Below are 20,899 nucleotides of genomic sequence, written 5' to 3' on the forward strand. Positions count from 1 at the left end.
CGCTGCACTCACTCTCATCGAGCTGTCGCGGACGGGCGAAGGTGTTGGACTACCGTATCGGCGCCGGGGCAGGACGGGGGAAAGTCCCGGGTCAGCTCTCCTGCGTGCCTTCGACCCAGGCGAGGTACTCGTCCGAGACGGTGCCGGTGATGTAGCGCCCGTCGAAGCAGCTCATGTCGAGGTCCTGGACGTCGGTCGAGCCCTCGAGGATCGCGGCCTTCAGGTCGTCGATCTCCTGATAGACCATGTAGTCGGCACCGAGTTCTTCGGCGATCTCGGGGATCGTGCGGCCGTGCGCGACGAGTTCGTGACGCGAGGGCATGTTGATGCCGTAGACGTGCGGGTAGCGCACCGGCGGGGCGGCTGAGGCGAACGTGACCGTCTTGGCCCCGGCATCCCGGGCCATCTGGATGATCTCCTTGGACGTCGTCCCGCGCACGATCGAGTCGTCGATGAGCAGCACGTTCTTGCCCTTGAACTCGCTCGACATCGCGTTGAGCTTCTGCCGCACGCTCTTCTTGCGCACCGCCTGGCCGGGCATGATGAACGTGCGACCGACGTAGCGGTTCTTGTAGAAGCCCTCGCGGTATTCGATGCCGAGCTTGCGCGCAACCTGCATGGCCGCCGGTCGCGAGCTGTCGGGGATGGGCATGACGACGTCGATCGTGCCGGCGGGGGTGTACTTCGCGATCGTGTCGGCCAGGCGCTCCCCCATCCGCAGCCGCGCCTCGTACACCGAGATGCCGTTCATGATCGAGTCGGGACGGGCGAGGTAGACGTACTCGAACGAGCACGGGACCAGCTGCGGGTTCGTCGCGCACTGCTGGGTGTGAAGGTTGCCCTCGACGTCGATGAACACGGCCTCGCCGGGCTCGACGTCGCGGACGACCTCGAAGCCGCCGTTCTCCAGCACCAGCGACTCGGACGCGACGATCCACTCGTAGCGGCCGGTGGGGGCTCCCTCGGCATCCACCGCGGGGCGCGTGCCGAGGATGAGGGGACGGATGCCGAAGGGGTCGCGGAACGCGAGCAGACCGTACCCGGCGATCAACGCGATGGTCGCGTACGAGCCTTCGACGCGCTCGTGCACCCGCGTGACCGCCTGGAACACCTGCGCTGGGTCGAGCTCGAGCCCGGAGATCGAAGACTGCAGTTCGTTGGCGAGCACGTTGACGAGCAGCTCGGTGTCGGAGCTCGTGTTGAGGTGACGGCGGTCTTTGCTGAAGAGCTCCTGCGTCAGCTCACGCGTGTTGGTGAGGTTGCCGTTGTGTACCAGGACGATGCCGTAGGGGGCGTTGACGTAGAACGGTTGCGCCTCTTCCTCGCTCGACGCGGTGCCCTTCGTGGCGTAGCGCACGTGTCCGAGGCCGATGTTGCCCAAGAGGGCGCGCATGTCGCGGGTGCGAAACGCCTCGCGCACCTGTCCCTTGGCCTTGAACAGGTGGAAGACGCCGCTGGTCTCGGCCGTCGCGATACCCGTCGAGTCCTGCCCGCGATGCTGCAGCAGCAGCAGCGAGTCGTAGATGTCCTGATTGACCGGGCCCTGTCCGACAACGCCGACGATTCCGCACATGTGGTGTTGCTCAATCCGTTTCTGCGCCGAGGTGGCTGATGAACCTCGGCAGCCGATGAACCTAGACGGCTGATGAATACGCGCCGACGAGACGCACGGCGCCGCCGTCCACGCCCTTGGCGCCCTGCTCGAAGTGGCCCTCCGGGCGCGCACCCTCCTGGACGACGCCGACCTGCCACGTCGCGATACCGGCGTCCGACAGGAGGGATGCCGCGGCATCCGCCTTCTCGGGCGCGACGACGGCGACGAAACCGACGCCGAGGTTCCACGTGCCTTCGGTGTCTTCCAGACGCAGCCCGCCGAGATCGGCGAGCACGCGGAACACGGGGCTGGGCGACCACGTCGAGCGGTCGACCTCGACCCACGCCTGCGGCGGCAGCACGCGAGCGAGGTTCGCGGCGATACCGCCACCGGTCACGTGGCTGAGCGCGTGCACGGCGCCGGGCAGCGCGGTGAGCACGTTCAGCAGCGGCAGCGTGTACAGGCGCGTGGGCTCGAGGAGCTCCTCACCCCACGTGCGACCGAAGTCGGCGGCCGGGGCGCCGTAGCTGATGCCCTTGCCCGCGACGATGTGGCGGATGAGCGAGTAGCCGTTCGAGTGCGCTCCGCTGGAGGCCAGGGCCAGCACGACGTCGCCGGCGCGCACGCGGTCGGCGCCGAGCACGTCGCCGGCATCCACGACGCCGGTGGCCGCTCCGGCGACGTCGTAGTCGTTGACGCCGAGCAGGCCCGGGTGCTCGGCGGTCTCGCCGCCGACGAGCGCCGTGCCGGTCTGCTCGCAGCCGGAGGCGATGCCGCGAACGATGTCGGCGATGCGCTCGGGGAAGACCTTGCCGCACGCGATGTAGTCCGTCATGAACAGGGGCTTCGCGCCCACCACCACGATGTCGTCGACCACCATGCCGACCAGGTCCTGGCCGATCGTGTCGTGCTTGTCGATCGCCTGCGCGATCGCGACCTTGGTGCCCACGCCGTCGGTCGAGGTGGCCAGCAGGGGCTTCTCGTAGGACTGCAGCGCCGAGGCGTCGAACAGGCCGGCGAACCCGCCGACACCGCCCAGCACCTCGGGCCCGTGGGTGCGACGAACAGCCGACTTCATCAGTTCGACGGCGAGATCTCCCGCCGCGGTGTCGACGCCGGCTTCGGAATAGGGATTCTGTGGGGCTTCTGCCACGCGAACAGCCTACCGGCAGGGGCGGGACGCGCGGACCGTCGGCGCAGAGGCGCCGATCGCACCCTGTCGCCGCGCCGAGCGCTGTCCCTAGGATGGCGACATGGCAGCCGCGGAAGCACCGGAGTGGATCGTCCGCGAGGACGCCACGCTTCCGGTGCTCGTCGCGCTGTATCTGCGCCAGGTCCTCGGCATCCGCTTTCCGGAGGAGCTTCCGCACCTGCGCGGAATCCCTCCCCTGAGCGCACCGATCAGCGAGTACGACGACCGTTCGGCGATCGAGCGTCAGTGGCGCGCGTACTGGGATCTGACGGTCGAGCCGCAGGCCAATCCCTCTCCCGTGCCCCTCGAGCTCATCGACGGGTTCGAGACGGTGGTGGCGCTCCCGGTCGAGGGCTTCGACGAGCTCGCCGATGCGATCGCCCCGCACGGGACGGATGCCGTGGCCTACGCCCGCGCCGAGCATCAGCGCTATCGGTCGCGTCTGGGTACGGGTGCGTCGTACCGCGCCTATGCCAGCGCGATCGCCGAACACGAACGCGTCGTGGGACGGCGCGCGCACTCGTTCGAACTCAACGTCCAAGTGCTGCCGTTCACGCAGCGCGGCGTCTGGTGGATCGGGGCGCTCACGATCGCGGTGACCGACGGCCTGCGCGGCGACATCGCCGCCTTCGACGCCGCGGTCGCGCCGATCATCGCCGACATCGCGTAGCGGCGGCATCCGGGAGCGGCGGCATCCGGCGCTCGCGGCATCCCCGGCTCGACCGAGCAGAGGCAATCTGCCGGGGGCAGGCCATTGCGCGGCTGATCGGCCTGTTCTGGGCAGATTGCCTGCCGCTGGCGACTCCGGGGCGAGCGCCGGGCGGCTACTCTGCGTCGTCGATCGTGATGACCTCGCGCTCGACGCGCACCTCATGGGCACGACGTGCCAGCGAGCGGTCGAGAACGAGCGCGACCACGCCGCCGACGGCGACGCCGATCGGGATCGCGAACAGGCAGATGAACCCGAAGACCTGCGTCGTCGAGTACGAGACCCCCGTGCTCGCACTCTCGTTGTCACCGCCGAAGGCGAACGTGAGCACGAGAGCGGCCAGGATGCCGACAAACGCGCCCGCCAGCAGGAAAACCGTGTACCGCGGGCTGCGGCGCACCTGCGCGGTCTCGATGCGGCGGTCGTCGGAAGGGCTCATCCCCTTATTCTCCCACCCCCGCATCGGCCGCGAGGGACAGGGGTCTGTCACGTGGTCGCGGTAATCTGCGGCTATGACGGCATCCGCATCGCAGGCTCCCGACGACTCGACGAACCCGACGCGCGACGCGAGGCCGCACGTGGTCATCATCGGCGGCGGCTTCGCCGGCATCAGCGCCGCGCGAGCCCTGCGTCACGCCGACGTGCGGGTGACGCTCGTCGACCGCCGCGTCTACAACACGTTCCAGCCGCTGCTGTACCAGGTCGCCACAGGCGGTCTGAACCCGGGCGACGTCACCCACTTCCTCCGCAGTCTGCGGGTGCGCCAGCCCAACCTCGACGTCGTGCACGAGCACCTGATGGAGATCGACACGGATGCCCGCACGGTGCGTCTGCTGGACGGTCAGGAGATGTCCTACGACTACCTGCTCGTCGCCAACGGGGTGACGACGGCGTATCACGGCACGCCGGGCGCGAAGGAGAACTCCTTCGCGGTCTACTCCCGCTCGCAGGCGATCGCGATCCGTGACGCCCTCTTCACACGGCTGGAGCGCGTCGCCGTGCAGGGCGAGCGCACCAAGGGCCTCTCGGTCGTCGTGATCGGCGGCGGGCCGACCGGCATCGAGATGGCGGGTGCCCTCGCCGAGCTGCGCGACCAGGGCCTCGAGCCGGCGTACCCCGAGCTCGACGGCGATGCGTTCCGCATCACGCTCGTGCAGCGCAGCGAGATCCTCAAGCCGTTCATCCCGAAGCTCCGCGACTATGCGGCCGCCCAGCTGCGCCGCCGCGACGTCGAGCTGCGCCTCGGCTCCGGCGTCGACGAGGTGCGACCGGATGCCGTCGTGCTCTCGGACGGCACGGTGCTGCCGTCCGATCTCACCGTGTGGGCGACGGGCGTCGCACCGCATGAGGAGGTGCGGGACTGGAGCCTGCCGCTGGACAAGGGCGACCGCATCCGCGTCGGCGAGGATCTGCAGGTCGTGGGGTTGCCGGGAGTCTTCGCCGCCGGCGACGTCGCGATCGCGCCGCAGGACCTGCCTCAGCTGGCACAGCCGGCGATCCAGGGCGGTGAGCACGTCGCCCGCCAGATCGTCCGCCTGATCGCGGGACAGCCGACGCAGCCGTTCTCGTACTACGACAAGGGACAGCTGGCGATCATCGGCCGTCGCGCCGCCATCGGCGAGCTGCCCGGCATCGCCAACCTTCCCGGGCTGCACCGTCTGCGCTTCCTCTCGAAGATTCCGCTCCTGCGCAAGACGGTCGCCCTCACCGGCTCGTTCGGCTGGCTGACGTGGCTCTTCGTCCACATCACGAGCCTGCTCGGTCCGCGCAACAAGCTGATGGTGCTCATCGGTCTGGTCGCGCGCTACGGCGTGCACCTGTACCGGACGCCGGTGCCGATCGTCGGCGACGTGCCGGCGATCCGACCGTCGAAGGCGCAGCGCCGGCGGCTCACGCCCGAGCAGCGCGCGGCCGCGGATGCCGACGCCGGCGTGAGCGCCGGAGTCGATGGCGACTGATTCGCCCCTCGCCTGACCTCACCGGCGACGAGGATGCCGAGCAACCACGCGAGGGCCACCCAGATCTGACCCGAAACCGGCGTGCCCGCGAACAGAGCACGGATCGTCTCGACGATCGGGGTCACCGGTTGGTTCTGTGCGAACCAGGCGACCGGAGCGGGCATGGAGTCGGTCGGCATGAAGGCGGAGCTGATTAACGGCAGGAAGATCAGCGGATAGCTGAAGGCGCTCGCGCCATCCACGGTCTTCGCCGTCAACCCCGCGATCACCGCCACCCACGTCAGCGCCGCCGTGAACAGCAGCAAGATGCCGATCACCGCGAGCCAGCCGACCACGCCGGCCCCCGTGACCGCAGCGAGTCGAAACGCCCCACCGCCGTCGGCGACGTGAGCGTGCCGTGAGGACCGCCCGCCGGGCCGTAGGGAAACCGTAAGGACGCCGGAAGCGGCCGCCGCGCAGGAGTTGGATCGGATGCCGTGCCCATGGTGGGCGCCCGCGCCGACGTCGGAGCGCGGTCAGTGTCCGGGAGTTGCTGTGCTCGATGTGATCTACGTCGTCGTGACGGTCGCGGTGTTCGCGATCGTCGCCCTCGTCGTGAAGGGGGCGGAGCGACTCTGATGGACGTCTTCTCGATCATCGGCGCCGCGCTGGGCATCGCCAGCGTCGTCTACCTCGTCGTCGCCCTCGTGAAACCGGAACGCTTCTGATGGGCGTCGATTCGGCCGACATCTGGTTCGGCGTGCTCCAGATCGCCACCCTCGTCCTGCTGCTCGCGCTGCTGTACCGCCCGGTCGGCGATCTCATGTTCCGGATCTTCACGGGTGAGAAGGATGCCGTCGCAGAGCGGGTCGTCTACCGCCTCATCGGGGTCGATCCGCGCAGCGAACAGACCTGGCAGGCCTATACCCGGGGCGTCCTCGCCTTCTCACTCATGGGCGTGCTCTTCGTCTACGCGCTCCAGCGCCTGCAGGCGTTGCTGCCGGCCTCGCTCGGGCTGCCGGCCGTGCCCGAGGGCCTGGCGTTCAACACCGCGGCATCCTTCGTCACCAACACGAACTGGCAGTCGTACTCCCCCGAGGCAACGATGGGCTACCTCGTGCAGCTCGCCGGCCTCACGGTGCAGAACTTCGTCTCGGCCGCCGTCGGCATCGCCGTCGCGATCGCGCTCGTGCGCGCCTTCGCGCGGCGCGGGCAGAGCACGATCGGCAACTTCTGGGTCGATCTCACGCGTGGCCTCGGCCGACTGCTGCTGCCGATGGCGGTGATCGCCGCCGTCGTGCTGCTGGCCGGCGGCGTGATCCAGAACCTGAACGGTTTCGTCGACGCGCACACGCTCACCGGAGCGACGCAGTCGATCCCGGGCGGACCGGTCGCCTCGCAGGAGGCGATCAAGATGCTCGGCACCAACGGCGGCGGGTTCTTCAACGCGAACTCCGCGCACCCCTTCGAGAACCCGACGCCGTGGACGAACCTGTTCCAGCTGCTGCTGATCCTCGTGATCCCGATCTCGCTCCCCCGCACGTTCGGCCGCATGGTCGGCGACAACCGTCAGGGCTACGCGATCCTCGCGGTCATGTCGACGCTGGCGATCGCGTCGATCGCCGCGGTGAGCGCGCTCGAGGTCGCCGGACACGGCACCGCCCCGCAGCTCGCGGGCGGCGCGATGGAAGGCAAGGAGCAACGCTTCGGCATCGTCGGCTCGGCGCTGTACGCAGCCGTGACGACCCTCACCTCGACCGGCGCCGTGAACTCGATGCACGACTCGTACACCGCCACCGGCGGCATGATTCCGCTGCTGAACATGATGCTCGGCGAGGTCGCCCCCGGCGGTGTCGGGTCGGGCCTGTACGGCATGCTCGTGCTCGCGATCATCGCCGTGTTCGTCGGCGGACTGCTCGTGGGTCGCACCCCCGAGTACCTCGGCAAGAAGATCGGCCCCACCCAGATCAAGCTCGCGAGCCTCTACATCCTGGTGACTCCGACCCTGGTGCTGGCGGGGACGGCACTGAGCTTCGGCATCCCCGCCGTGCGGGCCGATGTCGAGGCGACGTCGATCCTCAATCCCGGCATCCACGGCATGACCGAGGTCCTCTACGCGTTCACGTCGGCCGCGAACAACAACGGCTCGGCCTTCGCCGGGCTCACCGCCAACACGCCCTGGTTCAACACGGCGCTCGGGGTGGTGATGCTGCTCGGGCGGTTCGTACCGATCGTGCTCGTGCTCGCCCTGGCCGGCTCGCTCGCCGCGCAGGAGCGCGTGCCCGCCACCGCCGGCACCCTCCCGACGCATCGCCCGCAGTTCGTCGGCCTGCTCGCGGTCGTGACGGTCGTCATCACCGCTCTCACCTACTTCCCCGTTCTCGCGCTGGGTCCCCTGGCAGAAGGTCTCTCCTGACATGAACACGTCCGCTCCGGTCCTCGACCGTCCGCAACCCGCCGGTGACGACGCCGCGTCGTCGCCCGCTCCCACCCGCCGCGCGTTCGGCTGGACGCAGCTGGTCGGCGCCCTTCCCGGGGCCCTGCGCAAACTCAACCCCGCCGAGCTGTGGCGCAGCCCCGTCATGTTCCTCGTGTGGGTCGGCGCGGCCCTCACCACCGCCATCGCCATCGCCGAACCCTTCCTCGGCGGCCCACAGAACTCGGGCGGCACGCCCGTGCCGGCCGGTTTCACCTGGGGCATCGCCGTCTGGCTCTGGCTGACCGTGCTGTTCGCCAACCTCGCCGAGTCGGTGGCCGAGAGCCGCGGCAAGGCGCAGGCGCAGGCCCTGCGCACGACCCGCACCGCGACGGTCGCGCACCGGGTGCGCGCCTACGACGCCGCCACGGATGCCGCGGGCACAGCTGCCGCCACCGACGACGTGGCCTCCTCGGAGCTCGCCCTCGACGACGTCGTGGTCGTGTCGGCCGGCGAGCTCATCCCCGGCGACGGCGACGTGATCTGGGGCATCGCCACGGTCGACGAGTCCGCGATCACCGGCGAATCGGCGCCCGTCGTCCGGGAGTCCGGCGGCGACCGTAGCGCCGTCACCGGCGGCACCCGCGTGCTCAGCGACCGCATCGTCGTGCGCATCACCTCCCAGCCGGGCCAGACCTTCGTCGACCGCATGATCGCGCTCGTCGAAGGCGCGAACCGTCAGCGCACCCCCAACGAGATCGCCCTCGGCATCCTGCTGGCCAGCCTGTCGATCGTGTTCGTGATCGTCGTGCTGACGCTCAACCCGATCGCCTCGTACGCGGCGAGCCCCGTCAGCATCCCTGTGCTCGTCGCGCTGCTGGTGTGCCTGATCCCGACGACGATCGGCGCGCTGCTGTCGGCGATCGGCATCGCCGGCATGGACCGCCTCGTGCAGCACAACGTGCTCGCCATGTCGGGCCGCGCCGTCGAGGCCGCCGGCGACGTGACCACGTTGCTGCTCGACAAGACCGGAACGATCACCTACGGCAACCGCCGCGCGAGCGCCTTCGCCGCGCTCACCGGTGTCGACGGCGACGAGCTGGCCCGCGCGGCCGTGCTGTCGTCGCTCGCCGACCCGACTCCCGAGGGTGTGTCGATCGTCGAACTCGCCGCGACTCAGGGGGTCGCCCCCGCCGCACCCGAGGGATCGACTCCCGTGCCGTTCACCGCACAGACGCGCATGAGCGGTCTGGACCTGGCCGACGGCACGCAGGTGCGCAAGGGTGCGGCATCCGCCGTGCTCGCCTGGCTCGAGGCGGAGGGGCAGCCCGTGGCGCCGCAGCAGCGCGCCGAACTCCTCCAATTCACCGACGCCATCGCCCAGTCCGGCGGAACCCCGCTGGTGGTCGCCACGCTCGACCCCCGAACTGGAGGAGTTCCGCTCGGCGCCGTGCACCTGAAGGACGTCGTCAAGGAGGGCCTCGCCGAGCGGTTCACGCAGTTGCGCGCGATGGGCATCCGCACCGTGATGATCACGGGCGACAACCCGCTCACCGCGCGGGCGATCGCCGCGGAGGCGGGCGTCGACGACTTCCTCGCCGAGGCGACCCCCGAAGACAAGCTGGCGCTCATCCAGCGCGAGCAGGCCGGCGGCGCGCTCGTCGCGATGACCGGTGACGGCACCAACGACGCCCCCGCGCTCGCGCAGGCCGACGTCGGCGTCGCGATGAACACGGGCACCTCCGCCGCGAAGGAGGCCGGCAACATGGTCGACCTCGATTCCGACCCGACGAAGCTCATCGACATCGTCCGGATCGGCAAGCAGCTGCTCATCACCCGTGGAGCGCTGACGACGTTCTCTCTCGCCAACGACATCGCGAAGTACTTCGCGATCATCCCGGCGATGTTCATGGGCGTCTTCCCCGGACTCGCGGCGCTGAACCTCATGCAGCTGCACTCGCCCGCGTCGGCGGTCACCAGCGCCATCATCTTCAACGCGATCATCATCGTCGTCCTGATCCCGCTGGCGCTGAAGGGCGTCGCGTACCGGCCGGCGAGCGCCTCGCAGATCCTCGGGCGCAACCTCCTCATCTACGGCCTGGGCGGCGTCATCGCCCCCTTCGTCGGCATCAAGCTCATCGACCTCGTCGTGAGCCTTCTCCCGGGCTTCTGAGCCGGGTTCTCGAAAGGCATCGTCATGTCCACCCGTACCTCCACCCGTACATATGCCCGCCACCTCGGCGTCGCCGCCCGTGCGATGCTCGTCGCCACGGCCGTGCTCGGCATCGCGTACACGGCCGTGATCACGGGCATCGGCCAGCTGGCCCTTCCCGCGCAGGCGAACGGCTCGCTCGTGCGCGACGCCGGCGGTCAGGTCGTCGGCAGTGCGCTGATCGGCCAGTCCTTCACGGATGCCGACGGCGCAGCCCTCCCGCAGTACTTCCAGTCGCGGCCATCGGCCGCGGGCAGCGGCTATGACGGCACGGCCTCGAGCGGTTCGAACCTCGGGCCCGAGAACCGCGACCTCGTGACCGCGATCGGCGAGCGCCAGGCCGCGATCGCCTCGGCGGACGGCGTGCCGGTGGGCGACATCCCCGCCGATGCCGTCACGGCATCCGGTTCCGGGCTCGACCCGCACATCTCGCCGGCGTACGCGAAGCTGCAGGTGGCCCGCGTAGCGGCGGCGCGCGGCCTCGACCCGGCCGTGGTGACGGCGCTCGTCGATCAGCACACCACGGCGCGGGACCTCGGCTTCCTGGGCGAGCCCCGCGTCGACGTGCTCGAGCTGAACATCGCCCTCGACGCCCTCGGACGCTGACGCGTGCGGGACGGCGGCAAGCGGCGCTTCGACGCGCTGCGTCGCTCAACGAGCGGGGCCGAGTCGGAACTCGCGGGAGCAACCGGACTGCAAGGTCGACGCCGGGACACGCCGCCGGTGCGACGGATGCCACGGCGTGCCCCCCGGCATCCCTTGCAGTTCGGGTCGGTTGCGGTTGGTTCAGCTCGGGCAGGTGGCGGTGGCCGGGTCGGGTCGGTCTCGTCGGGTCGGTCTGGCCGGTTCGGGCAGGTCGGGCAGGTCGGGCAGGTCGGGTCGGGCCTACGGCGGGAGCCCCGTCCGGGCCGCGGACCGCACCCCAACTGCAAGGTCTACGCGCCGACACGCCGCCCCCGGAAGGGATGCCACGGCGCGTCGCCGGGCATCCCTTGCCGTTCGGGCGGGCGGCAGGAGAACTAGGGTGAACGCATGAAGCGCGGCAGTCTGCGGGTGCTGCTCGGAGCCGCGCCCGGCGTCGGCAAGACGTACGAGATGCTGTCCGAGGGCCATCGCCTGCTCGCCGACGGTCGTGACGTCGTCGTGGGCATCGTCGAGACCCACGGCCGTGCGGCGACCTCGGCGCGCGCGGAAGGCCTGCCCACGCTCGGACGCCGGCGTCTGCGCCACCGCGAGGTCGAGCTCGACGAACTCGACCTCGACGGCCTGCTCGATCGGCATCCGGAGATCGCGCTCGTCGACGAGCTCGCCCACACCAACGCACCCGGCTCCCGCAACGAGAAGCGGTGGCAGGACGTCGAAGAGCTGCTGGCCGCCGGTATCGACGTCATCACGACCGTCAACGTCCAGCACATCGCCTCGCTCGGCGGAGTGGTCGCGCAGATCACCGGGGTCACGCAGCGCGAGACGGTACCGGATGCCGTGGTGCGCGCCGCCGACCAGATCGAGGTCGTCGACCTCGCACCCCAGTCGCTGCGAGATCGCCTCGCCGCCGGCGCGGTGTATCCCGCGGAGCGGATCGATGCCGCCCTGTCGAACTACTTCCGCCTCGGAAACCTCACGGCCCTGCGCGAACTCGCGCTGCTGTGGCTCGCCGACGAGGTCGACAGCGCGCTGCAGAGTTACCGCGAGGAGCACGGCATCCGCGGGGCGTGGCAGGCGCGCGAGCGCGTCGTCGTCGCCCTCACCGGCGGCCCGGAGGGCGACACGCTGCTGCAGCGCGGGGCGCGCATCGCCGCGCGTGCTGCCGGCGGCGAGCTGCTCGCCGTGCACGTGACGACGCAGGAGGGGCTGCGTGCCGCCGCTCCCGGAGCCCTCGCTGCCCAGCGCGCACTCGTCGAGTCGCTCGGCGGCAGCTACCACCAGGTGATCGGCGAGGACGTGCCGCGGACCCTCGTCGAGTTCGCGCGGTCGGTCAACGCGACGCAGCTCGTGCTGGGCGCCAGCCGCCGTAGCCGCCTCGGCGCGGCGTTCACAGGCCCGGGCATCGGGGCCACGGTCATCCGCGAGTCGGGCGACATCGACGTGCACATCGTCACCCACGCCGCCGCGGGCGGAACGCTGCATCTGCCGCGCGTGACGGGCGGGGCGCTCGGCTGGCGCCGGCGCATCCTGGGGCTGGTCGTCGCGCTCACCGGCGGGCCGCTGCTGTCGTGGCTGCTGTTCGCGACCTCCAACGAGGAGACGATCACCTCCGACGTGCTCTCGTACCAGCTGCTCGTGGTCGTCGTGGCATTGATCGGCGGCATCTGGCCGGCGCTGTTCGCGGCGGTGCTGTCGGGGTTGACGCTCGATTTCCTCTTCATCCATCCGCGTTTCACGGTGACGATCGACAACCCGCTGCATGCGCTGGCGCTCGTGCTCTACGTCGTCATCGCGATCCTGGTGAGCTGGATCGTCGATCAAGCCGCACGTCGCACGCGCCGTGCTCGGCGCGCGGCCGCCGAGTCGGAGCTGCTGGCGACGGTGTCGGGCAGCGTGCTGCGCGGCGAGAGCGCCGTCCCGGCCCTGGTCAGCCGCACCCGCGAGGCGTTCGGCGTGAGCGGGGCGCGCCTGCTGGCCGGAGACGGATCCACCCAGCAGGTGCTGGCGACCGACGGCGAGCCGGTGCGCGACGGCCGGGCGATCGTGGTGCCCGTCGGCACGGATGCCGCGGGGGGCCCTCGCGCCACGCTCGAGCTGCACGGCGGCGATGTCGGCGCCCCGGAAAGACGCCTCCTCGATGTCATCACCGCCCAGCTCGCCGCAGCTCTGGAACACAGCGAGCTCACGCAGACGGCCCGCACCGCCGACGCCCTGGCCGCCACCGACCAGGTGCGCACGGCGCTGCTGTCGGCGGTCAGTCACGACCTGCGCCGCCCGCTCGCCGCGGCCATCGCGGCCGTCGGCGGCCTGCGTGCGGCGGGGCCGTCGCTGAGCGCCGCCGATCACGACGAGCTCGTCGCGACCGCGGACGAGTCGCTCGCCGCGCTCGCGGCGCTGGTCACCGATCTGCTCGACGTCAGCCGTGTGCAGGCGGGCGTGCTCGCCGTCTCGCTTTCCCCTGTCGACCTTGCGGGAGCAGTGCTCGAGGCCCTCGATGAGCTGGGCATCGGACCCGACGTCGTCGAACTCGCGCTCGATCAGACCGTTCCTGCGGTGCGCGCCGACCCCGTGCTGCTGCAGCGGGTCATCGTCAACGTCCTCGCCAATGCGCGCCGCTACGCGCCGCCCGGCACGCGCGTGCGCATCGCATCCAGCCGGCTCGGCTCGACCGTCGAGCTGCGGATCGTCGACCACGGCCCGGGCGTCAGCGCCGACCGCCAGGACGACATCTTCGCTCCCTTCCAGCGGCTCGGCGACACCGACAACACCACGGGGCTCGGGCTCGGGCTCGCCCTGTCGAAGGGCTTCACCGAGGGCATGGGCGGCACGCTGACGCCCGAGACCACGCCCGGCGGGGGGCTGACGATGGTGGTCTCGCTGCCGGTGGATGCCGCGGCATCCACTCTCGCCGCGCCCTCGGTCGCCGAAGCGGGAGGATGAGATCGTGAAGATCCTGGTCGCCGACGACGATCCGCAGCTCGTGCGGGCGCTGCGGATCACCCTCGCCGCGCACGGCTACGACGTCATCGCCGCGCCCGACGGCGCCGCCGCGATCGCCACGGCGGCCCAGGCGCGCCCCGACGTCGTCATGCTCGATCTCGGCATGCCGCGCCTGGACGGCATCGAGGTGATCCACGCGCTGCGCGGGTGGACCGACCTGCCGATCCTCGTCGTGTCCGGACGCACGGGCTCGGCCGACAAGGTCGAGGCTCTGGATGCCGGCGCCGACGACTACGTCACGAAGCCGTTCCAGATCGACGAGCTGCTCGCACGCCTGCGCGCCCTCGCACGTCGGCGGGGCGTGGCATCCGCGGCATCCGTGGACACGCCTGTCGTGCGCTTCGGCGATGTGGAGGTCGACCTCGCCGCCACCCGGGTCGTCCGCGGCGACGAGGTCGTGCACCTGACGCCGACGGAGTGGCGGATGCTCGAGTTCCTGGCCCGCAATCCCGGCACGCTCGTGACCCGGCAGAACTTGCTGAGAGACATCTGGGGAACCGACCAGGTGGCCGACTCGGGTTATCTGCGCCTCTACATGTCTCAGCTCCGCAAGAAGCTCGAGCGCGATCCGGCGCATCCCCAGCATCTGCTCACCGAGCAGGGCATGGGCTACCGACTCGTGCTCGGCGACTGACCGCGGTCGAGTCGCCCCGCCCCGCCCCCATCCGAACTGCAAGGCCGTAGCCGCGACACGCGGGGAGGGACAAGGGATGCCGCGGCGTGTCGGGCAGCATCCCTTGCAGTTGCGTCGCGGATCGCTCGAGGACGGCCGAGTCGAAACGCCCCGACCCCTCAGGCGGCGACGACCGCCTCCAGGCGTGCGTACGAGGTCTCCATGCCGTCGGTCATGCCGGTGGCGAGGACCATGTCGCGCGTCTCCTTGTCGAGATACTCGATCAGCAACGTCAGCAGGGTCGCGCCGTCCTCCTCGTAGAGCTGCAGGTCATTGACCGTCGCCGGTCCCGGCATCCCGATCATCCGCTCGGTGGAGACCTCGCGCCAGATCGGCTCACTGAGCACGGTCTCGCTCTCGAACCCGAACCGGGTCGACTCGTCGTCGCCCTGCTGCCAGACGAAGCGGGTGGTCTCGCCGACCTCGCACTCGACCATCTGCCAGCCGTCGGGGCCGAGCAGCCACCGACGCAGCAGCTCCGGCTCGTGGTGAGCGCGCCAGACGAGCTCGCGCGAACCCTCGATGAGCCGGGTGATGCGCACGTGCTGGTCGGTGAGGAGTTCGGTGCGAGTGCCCTTGCCCTGCGCGTACGCCCGCAGGTCCTGCAGCACGGCGTCGAGCTGGCTCATCGCCAGACGCGAACCCTCGATCGCCCCCATCGCGACGACCTGCTCGAGCGCCTCGAGCGACGTGAAGTAGGTGGTGTTGGTGAGTCGCGAGCCGTCGGCGGTCGCCTCGAACGAGAAGACCATGCGCATCGAGGGGAAGCCGTCGAGCTTCTCGCCGTCGTCGCCGACGAAGGAGTCGAGGACTTCGAAGCTGCGTCCGGGGTCGACGTTCAGCACCTCCCACGATCCGGCGGAGCGCTGGCCCTGCGGGCTCGTCATCCGGTAGTCGACGCGACCGCCGGGGCGCAGATCGAACGCGGTGAAGGTGGCGGGCCACCCGGGAGGACCCCAGAACCGCTCCAGCTGGCGCGGGTTCGTGAACGCCTCCCAGAGGCGGGACACGGGCGCCGCGGCATCCGCGACGAGGGTCATCGTGAGGTTCTCGGGGTCGGTCGTGATGTCGCGGACGGGCATGTCAGTCTCCTTGCGTGGGACGGGGATCGTGGGGTTCAGCGAGCAGGGCGTCGAGGCGGTCGATCCGCGAACGCCAGAGGTCTTCGTAACGGGCGAGCAGCGCTCGGGCCCGGGCGATCATGCGGGGATCGGCGCGCACGAGACGCTCGCGTCCCTCGGCGCGCTTGATGACGAGGCCGGCCACTTCCAGCACGGCCACGTGCTTCTGCACCGCGGCGAACGACATGTCGTAGTCCGCGGCGAGTGCCGACACCGACTGCTCGTCGACGATGGTGCGCCGCAGGATGTCGCGCCTCGTCGCCGCCGCGAGAGCGTGGAACAGCCGGTCGGTGTCATCGTCGCTCAACTCAGTTTGTGCAACCATTTGGTTGTACGTTAGGGCAGTGGATACCGGGCGTCAATACCCTCGTTGTCGGGAACGCGTTCTCGTTGCACTTGGGGCCCTTTCGTTGCACTGGCTCCTGTTCCCGTTGCACTGAATGCAGCGAAACGCCGAAGCGGCTCCGACCGCTGAGCTTCCTCAGCGGGAGCATCAGCAAGAGGCGCGCAGCGTTGCGGGCCCGGTGGGAGGCATCCAGGTGCGACCGGTCGACATCGCGAAGCGGATCACGACCCGACGCCGTTCGGCTGGCACCGAGGCACACTGGGTGTCGCGCATCAGCGAACACGACTCCACAATCCACCAGGAGTTTGCGCCCGTCAGTCGGGACCTCGGCGACCGAGACTGGTCCGCGATTGATCCAATGCTGGTGCGCACGTCAAAGGGCGTTCGGCACTACTTCACCGGCGCTCTCTACTACTGGCAGCGTTCGCGCAGCCACGTGTGGTGCGAGTCGCAGGAGGAGCGCTGGGAGGTGCTGTGGCTGGACTATGGCGGTCAGGTGGATCGACTGTGGGCACAGCCGATGGCGATCGCGTTCGGACATGGATCGCGGCTGTCCGGACATTGGCACGTACCCGATCTACTGGCGCAGTTCACCGATGGTAGCTACGGGTTGTTCGACGTCCGTCCTATCCGACTCGTCGACGACCAGGCCCGTGTCCAGTTCGACGAGACGGCGAAGGTCTGCAGCGCGCTCGGATGGCAATACCGCGTGCTAACCGGGCACGATCCACAAGCGACACGGAACCTCGACTGCATCTCCGTGTCTCGTCACGACCGCTGCAGACCGGCCGCGAGGGTCGAGGCACTGATACTGGATGCCGCCCGCGGCGGCCGAACCCGCGGCGAGCTTTGCCGGATCGTGTCGCCAGACTGTCCTCCTCTGGCCTGCGCGTGGGTTGACAACCTCGCGTGGCGCGGCCTTCTGGAGCTCGATCTCGCCGCGACCTTCAGTAGCGAAACCGTCTACACGTCCTCGGAGCGCGTCCTGGAAGGAACGTTGGCTGATGCATGACGACCACAAACTTCGACTTGGCGATGCCGTCCAGATCGATGGCGAGACCTGGGTATGGGAAGGAGTCCGTCGCGGCACCGAAGCGAAGCTGCGGCGCGATGGCACCGCCGACGACTGGCTGGTCCTGTCGGTCCCTGAGCTGCTCTCGTACGCCGGAAGCGCGCGACGCGACGGCGACTTTCCGCTGCGGCCGAGCGACGGCGACTGGCCTACCGACGTGCGCGACATGGAGAAACATCTGCTTGAGGCGTTCCGGGGAATTCCGATGGACGCGACCGCCGCGAGCCCGCGCCCGCCGTACGATCCGGGAGCAACAAGCCAGGAGCAACGGATTGCTTCGAAGGTCGCCGAGATGGCGGGCACGTCGCTCGCGCGGTCGCGACGTACGCTCTACAGCCTTTGGGGCGCGTACCAGGCTCACGGTGCGGCGGGCCTGGACGCTCGGATGCACCGCAAGAGCAAGAAACGGCTGGCGATATCGAAGGCCGATCCGCGCTTGGTTGCCGTCATTGACCGCGCGCTCGACGATCGAAGGGACATGCCGACCACGACGAGGCGGCACTGTGCGGTGCTCGTCCGTCGAATGCTTGAGGCGATGTATCCCGGCGACTCCATCTGTGCTGTCAAGGACAACTCCCTGCAGGGATACATCAACGAACGCGACGCTGGCCGATACAGCTTTGACAAGGCGACCACTCGACGAACGGCTTCCAACAGCCCCAACCGTCAGTACTTCTCCGGCAACGCTTTCGGGCTCGGCGTGGTCTGCGAGATCGACTCGACCAAGCTTGATGTGCAGGTCTGGGATGACAAGGGCAACGTATTCCGCCCCACCGCGACGGTGCTGTTCTGCGTCGCGAGCAGGGTGCCGTTGGCGTGGGCGATCCACGCGGATTCTCCGAGCGGTTTCGATCACGCGCTGTTGCTAGCCCGCGCCATCGTTGGGCGCCGTGCGATTCCGGGCTCGGCAGCAGCACTGCTATCCGGCTCGACGACTCTCCCCGTCGAGTTGATGAAGAGAGTGAATCCCTACCTCGACGACGACTCGCTAGCCGTTCCCTGGATTTTCCCCCACGCGATCACGATCGACGGAGGCGCCGACTACCGTTCAGCCACGTTCGAGGCTGCATGCCGCGCGTTCGGGATCACTTTGGTGCTCGCTCCGCCCAACAGCCCAACCGTGAAGCCCCACGTTGAACGGAACTTCGGCACAACCTCGTCTGGATTCGCGACTTGGCTCGCCGGTGCTACCGGCAACTCAGTCGCAAATCGCGGAAAGCGAGATGCTCCGACACTCACGCTCGACTCGGTGCGACTCGCATTCGAGACATGGATCACGACCGTCTACCTGAACACACAACACGGCGGCTTGAAGTCACCGCTATTCCCAGGGCGGGAGTGGACGCCGAACCAGATGTACGCCGCGCTATTCGAAGTCGGGCCTGGCGTTCAGTTGCCATTCCGTGCGGAGGACTTTTTCGCGCTGCTCCCCTCGAAACCGCGCGTCATCAGCAACGAGGGCATCGAGTTCAACAACCGCACGTACGATTCACCGCTATTGGCCGACCTTCGTGGCCGCTCACTCACCGGGGCGGCGGCAGGCTCGACTCGCGCCCGAAAGTTTGCCATCAGCTACGACCCCTACAACTCGAACGCCGTCTGGGTGCGCCACCCAGAAACCGACGAGTGGATCGAGTGCTGGGACACCGCGCTCGACGACAAGGCGGCGTGGATGGCCGCCGAGGCCGCAGTGAAGCTAGTCGAACGGTTCGGCTCCGGTGAACCGGGCGAGACCCCGAAGAGGACGGAGCTCCTGGATGTCATGGAGAGGCGGGAGCGCAGTGACAAGCGCGCCCGCAATCGCCACCTCCGCGACAAGGCCGCCGCCGCAACCGCGCCCTACATGTCCGATGCCGGCGCGACAGAACCGGAGCCGATCGACCTGGACAGATGGACCGACCCCGCCGATGTCGATGACATCGACTGGGACTCGCCCGAGTACGACATCGTCACGGTGAAGGAGTTCTGAAGGTGATCGTCGAACCTTTGGTGCTACACCACGCGCGCAAGACCACCCTGCTCGGACTGCGTGAGGCGTTCACCGCTCTCCCGCCCTCACCTCCCCCGCTGTCGTTCGCCGAGTACTCCACCCTGCCGACTAGCGAGCGAGCTGCGTACGATCAGGCCCGGGACGACTTCCTCCATCTCACGCTGCGTGTGCCAACACCCGAGCAGGACATCGGCGCCCGGATCCTGGCCAAGCTCATCGCCTCAAATCCGCGCCGAAAGAACTCACGCCGCGGTCTGATGATCTCCGCGCCCATGTTCTACGGCAAGACCGAGTTGGCGCTACTTCTCGCCCGCTCTACTGAGCAGTCGCACGCCGCCCGCCATCCTGACTACGTCGACCGCGGGGAGGTCCCGGTGGTGTGGACGGAGATGACCGACCACTCCACCGGCAAGGCACTGCTCGCACAGATCATCGAGTTCCTCGCACCCACCGTCTCGGTGCCGCTTCACGCGAACACCGACAGACTCCGCAAAATGGCGGTCGACATGCTGCAGACTCATCGCACCAAACTGCTGGTGATCGACGAGGCCCACCGACTGGGCGGTAGCGAACCCTCCAGCGTCATCAAAGCGCTGCAGAACGAGTCGTCCGCCACCGTCCTCCTTGTCGGCATCGACCTGGGAGGGGGAAAGGCGTTCGGAAGCAGAGAAGGGCTTCAAGTCCGCATGCGGTGCGACATGGTGACGCTACGCAAGACCGATTTCAAAGCGGACGAGGGTCGAGTGCTCTGGCATCGGTGGGTGGCTGTCTTCGACCGCAATCTCCCGTTGTGCGGTCACGTTCCGGGGCTCCTAACCCGCAACGCGGCGGTCCTCCATAAGGCTGCGGCCGGCCAGCTCTCCGTTCTTGCAATGATCGTCGAGCGGCTGGTCGCCGCGACCCTGGACGATACCGCCCGCAGGAACGAACGGGTCACACGCCAGCGGCTGTACGCAGTGCTGGATGACTTGCGGTACACGACGCCGGTCCGGCACAAGATCACTCTCGATGACCTCCACGAGGAAAACCTTGACGAGGCCGCGTGACCGGTGAGCTCGCCTGGGCAGTCCGCCCCAAGTGGCACAGGCTGGAGTCGCCGCGCTCGTACCTGCGGCGCCAGTGCGAAGCCGCGGGGGTACCGCTGGAGATCGCCGAGCGGGGACTGACCACCCGGGCGCAGCCCTACCTGAACCGTGTCTGGGCCGTCGATGGCGCAGCCGCGGCAATCGTTGAAGCTGGCGCGGGGCGGCCCCCTGGTCACTACGCAAGATTGAAGGGGCACGCGCAGCCGGACCCCGAGGGAACTTATCCTGAGCGATTCCTCTGCCGGCTTTGCGGCGCAGGAGAACGCGTGGAGCAAATCCCACATGATCGCGAGAACTGGTGCCTTCGGCATCCTGGTCAGATGGTGTGGGCCGGTCCAGGCACCCCGCCCGCGTCGCAGCCGGTCCTTCCGCTCGATCCCGCTCAAGCACACGCGGAACATAGGTTCCGGCGGTTGGTTACCGTCGGCCGCGTCTCTGCACAACTTCACGCGCGAGTGTGGGAAATGGTGCGCGACAATGCAGTCCTGACCAGGCCGCACGGCTCGCCACTGACGCGCGGCATGAGCGCCGACGACCGCGAGATCCTTGGCCGCGCATTGCTGTACCCCGTGACCGTCGCCATCCTCGAGGTCCTCTCTGATAGGACGACGGTCGAACGATGGCGGACGTCGTCAACCAAGAACCTCCGCGCCGCCATTACAGATGACATCCCACCGGTCGGCGGTCCCGCCGACATCTTGATCGAGAGGATTGTGCTGTGGCTGCGGCCGACTCGTCGCGCAACACGGCCTACCCGTTTCGCGTCGTTGTACATTCCACTAGATGTTCTATGCAGCGAGGTTGGTGATGTCGCGCGTCAGACTTTGTGGCAGGACCATTGATTGAGTCCTGAGCGGAGAGTTCGACATGGGAAGACCACCAGTGATCCCGGTGGAGAAGAAGACGA

18 protein-coding genes and 1 pseudogene are annotated in these 20,899 nt (G+C 69.0%); 13 read left to right on the forward strand and 6 right to left on the reverse strand.

Features of this window, described 5'->3' with window-relative positions; translation table 11 throughout:
* Positions 1–91: 91 nt before the first annotated feature.
* Both purF and purM read right to left on the reverse strand, forming a co-directional pair.
* Positions 92–1,573, reverse strand: a complete 1,482-nt coding sequence (gene purF / locus ABS64_RS08750) for an amidophosphoribosyltransferase (protein WP_061681110.1) — start codon at positions 1,571–1,573, stop codon at positions 92–94.
* Positions 1,574–1,634: 61 nt separating this feature from the next.
* On the reverse strand, positions 1,635–2,747 hold the full coding sequence (purM, locus tag ABS64_RS08755; RefSeq protein ID WP_292682856.1) for a phosphoribosylformylglycinamidine cyclo-ligase: 1,113 nt from the start codon (positions 2,745–2,747) through the stop codon (positions 1,635–1,637).
* A gap of 100 nt (positions 2,748–2,847) precedes the next feature.
* Between purM and ABS64_RS08760 the strand changes: the two genes are divergently transcribed.
* Positions 2,848–3,456, forward strand: coding sequence for a hypothetical protein (locus tag ABS64_RS08760; RefSeq protein ID WP_036319224.1), 609 nt, complete (start codon positions 2,848–2,850; stop codon positions 3,454–3,456).
* Positions 3,457–3,610: 154 nt separating this feature from the next.
* On the opposite strand, the gene ABS64_RS08765 is transcribed toward ABS64_RS08760, so the two are convergent.
* Positions 3,611–3,934 carry a hypothetical protein gene (locus ABS64_RS08765; RefSeq protein ID WP_016463758.1) on the reverse strand — a complete coding sequence of 108 codons (324 nt, stop codon included), beginning with the start codon at positions 3,932–3,934 and terminating at the stop codon, positions 3,611–3,613.
* A gap of 139 nt (positions 3,935–4,073) precedes the next feature.
* Here ABS64_RS08765 and ABS64_RS08770 point away from each other — a divergent pair, with 139 nt between their 5' ends.
* A complete protein-coding gene (locus ABS64_RS08770; protein ID WP_292682892.1) occupies positions 4,074–5,453 on the forward strand; it encodes an NAD(P)/FAD-dependent oxidoreductase in 1,380 nt (459 codons plus the stop codon).
* A gap of 26 nt (positions 5,454–5,479) precedes the next feature.
* On the opposite strand, the pseudogene ABS64_RS08775 reads toward ABS64_RS08770, so the two are convergent.
* Positions 5,480–5,800 (reverse strand): annotated as a pseudogene (locus tag ABS64_RS08775) (ABC transporter permease); the annotation flags it as partial.
* 124 nt (positions 5,801–5,924) lie between these two features.
* On the opposite strand from ABS64_RS08775, the gene ABS64_RS08780 reads away from it, so the two are divergent.
* From ABS64_RS08780 to ABS64_RS08810, 7 genes are all read left to right on the forward strand, one after another.
* Positions 5,925–6,071, forward strand: a complete 147-nt coding sequence (locus tag ABS64_RS08780; protein ID WP_155947595.1) for a hypothetical protein — start codon at positions 5,925–5,927, stop codon at positions 6,069–6,071.
* On the forward strand, positions 6,071–6,160 hold the full coding sequence (gene kdpF / locus ABS64_RS08785) for a K(+)-transporting ATPase subunit F (RefSeq protein ID WP_036290811.1): 90 nt from the start codon (positions 6,071–6,073) through the stop codon (positions 6,158–6,160). Before ABS64_RS08780 ends, kdpF begins: the two co-directional genes overlap by 1 nt.
* Positions 6,160–7,848, forward strand: coding sequence for a potassium-transporting ATPase subunit KdpA (kdpA, locus tag ABS64_RS08790; protein ID WP_292682863.1), 1,689 nt, complete (start codon positions 6,160–6,162; stop codon positions 7,846–7,848). The genes kdpF and kdpA overlap by 1 nt, the downstream gene beginning before the upstream one ends.
* Before the next feature lies 1 nt (position 7,849).
* Complete coding sequence (kdpB, locus tag ABS64_RS08795; RefSeq protein ID WP_292682866.1) at positions 7,850–10,021, forward strand: potassium-transporting ATPase subunit KdpB; 2,172 nt, start codon at positions 7,850–7,852, stop codon at positions 10,019–10,021.
* 24 nt (positions 10,022–10,045) lie between these two features.
* The gene (gene kdpC / locus ABS64_RS08800; RefSeq protein WP_292682869.1) at positions 10,046–10,666 is read left to right on the forward strand and encodes a potassium-transporting ATPase subunit KdpC; all 621 of its coding nucleotides are present in this window, start codon (positions 10,046–10,048) and stop codon (positions 10,664–10,666) included.
* 426 nt (positions 10,667–11,092) lie between these two features.
* Entirely contained in the window at positions 11,093–13,645 is a 2,553-nt protein-coding gene (locus ABS64_RS08805; RefSeq protein ID WP_292682871.1) for a DUF4118 domain-containing protein, read from the forward strand.
* A gap of 4 nt (positions 13,646–13,649) precedes the next feature.
* Entirely contained in the window at positions 13,650–14,339 is a 690-nt protein-coding gene (locus ABS64_RS08810; protein WP_288121181.1) for a response regulator, read from the forward strand.
* A 158-nt stretch (positions 14,340–14,497) separates the two neighbouring features.
* On the opposite strand, the gene ABS64_RS08815 is transcribed toward ABS64_RS08810, so the two are convergent.
* Complete coding sequence (locus tag ABS64_RS08815) at positions 14,498–15,460, reverse strand: SRPBCC family protein (protein ID WP_036291246.1); 963 nt, start codon at positions 15,458–15,460, stop codon at positions 14,498–14,500.
* A gap of 1 nt (position 15,461) precedes the next feature.
* Positions 15,462–15,824, reverse strand: a complete 363-nt coding sequence (locus ABS64_RS08820) for a helix-turn-helix domain-containing protein (RefSeq protein ID WP_292682876.1) — start codon at positions 15,822–15,824, stop codon at positions 15,462–15,464.
* A 115-nt stretch (positions 15,825–15,939) separates the two neighbouring features.
* Here ABS64_RS08820 and ABS64_RS08825 point away from each other — a divergent pair, with 115 nt between their 5' ends.
* From ABS64_RS08825 to ABS64_RS08840, 4 genes are read left to right on the forward strand one after another with little or no spacing between them, the layout of a single operon-like run.
* A complete protein-coding gene (locus ABS64_RS08825; protein WP_292682879.1) occupies positions 15,940–16,857 on the forward strand; it encodes a hypothetical protein in 918 nt (305 codons plus the stop codon).
* Positions 16,850–18,886: a Mu transposase C-terminal domain-containing protein gene (locus ABS64_RS08830; RefSeq protein WP_292682883.1), complete on the forward strand. Its 2,037-nt coding sequence runs from the start codon at positions 16,850–16,852 to the stop codon at positions 18,884–18,886. Before ABS64_RS08825 ends, ABS64_RS08830 begins: the two co-directional genes overlap by 8 nt.
* 2 nt (positions 18,887–18,888) lie before the next feature.
* Entirely contained in the window at positions 18,889–19,953 is a 1,065-nt protein-coding gene (locus ABS64_RS08835; protein WP_292682886.1) for a TniB family NTP-binding protein, read from the forward strand.
* Entirely contained in the window at positions 19,950–20,834 is an 885-nt protein-coding gene (locus ABS64_RS08840) for a hypothetical protein (RefSeq protein WP_292682889.1), read from the forward strand. The genes ABS64_RS08835 and ABS64_RS08840 overlap by 4 nt, the downstream gene beginning before the upstream one ends.
* Positions 20,835–20,899: the final 65 nt, after the last annotated feature.

Source organism: Microbacterium sp. SCN 69-37 (assembly GCF_001724435.1).
Taxonomy (GTDB): Bacteria; Actinomycetota; Actinomycetes; order Actinomycetales; family Microbacteriaceae; genus Microbacterium; species Microbacterium laevaniformans.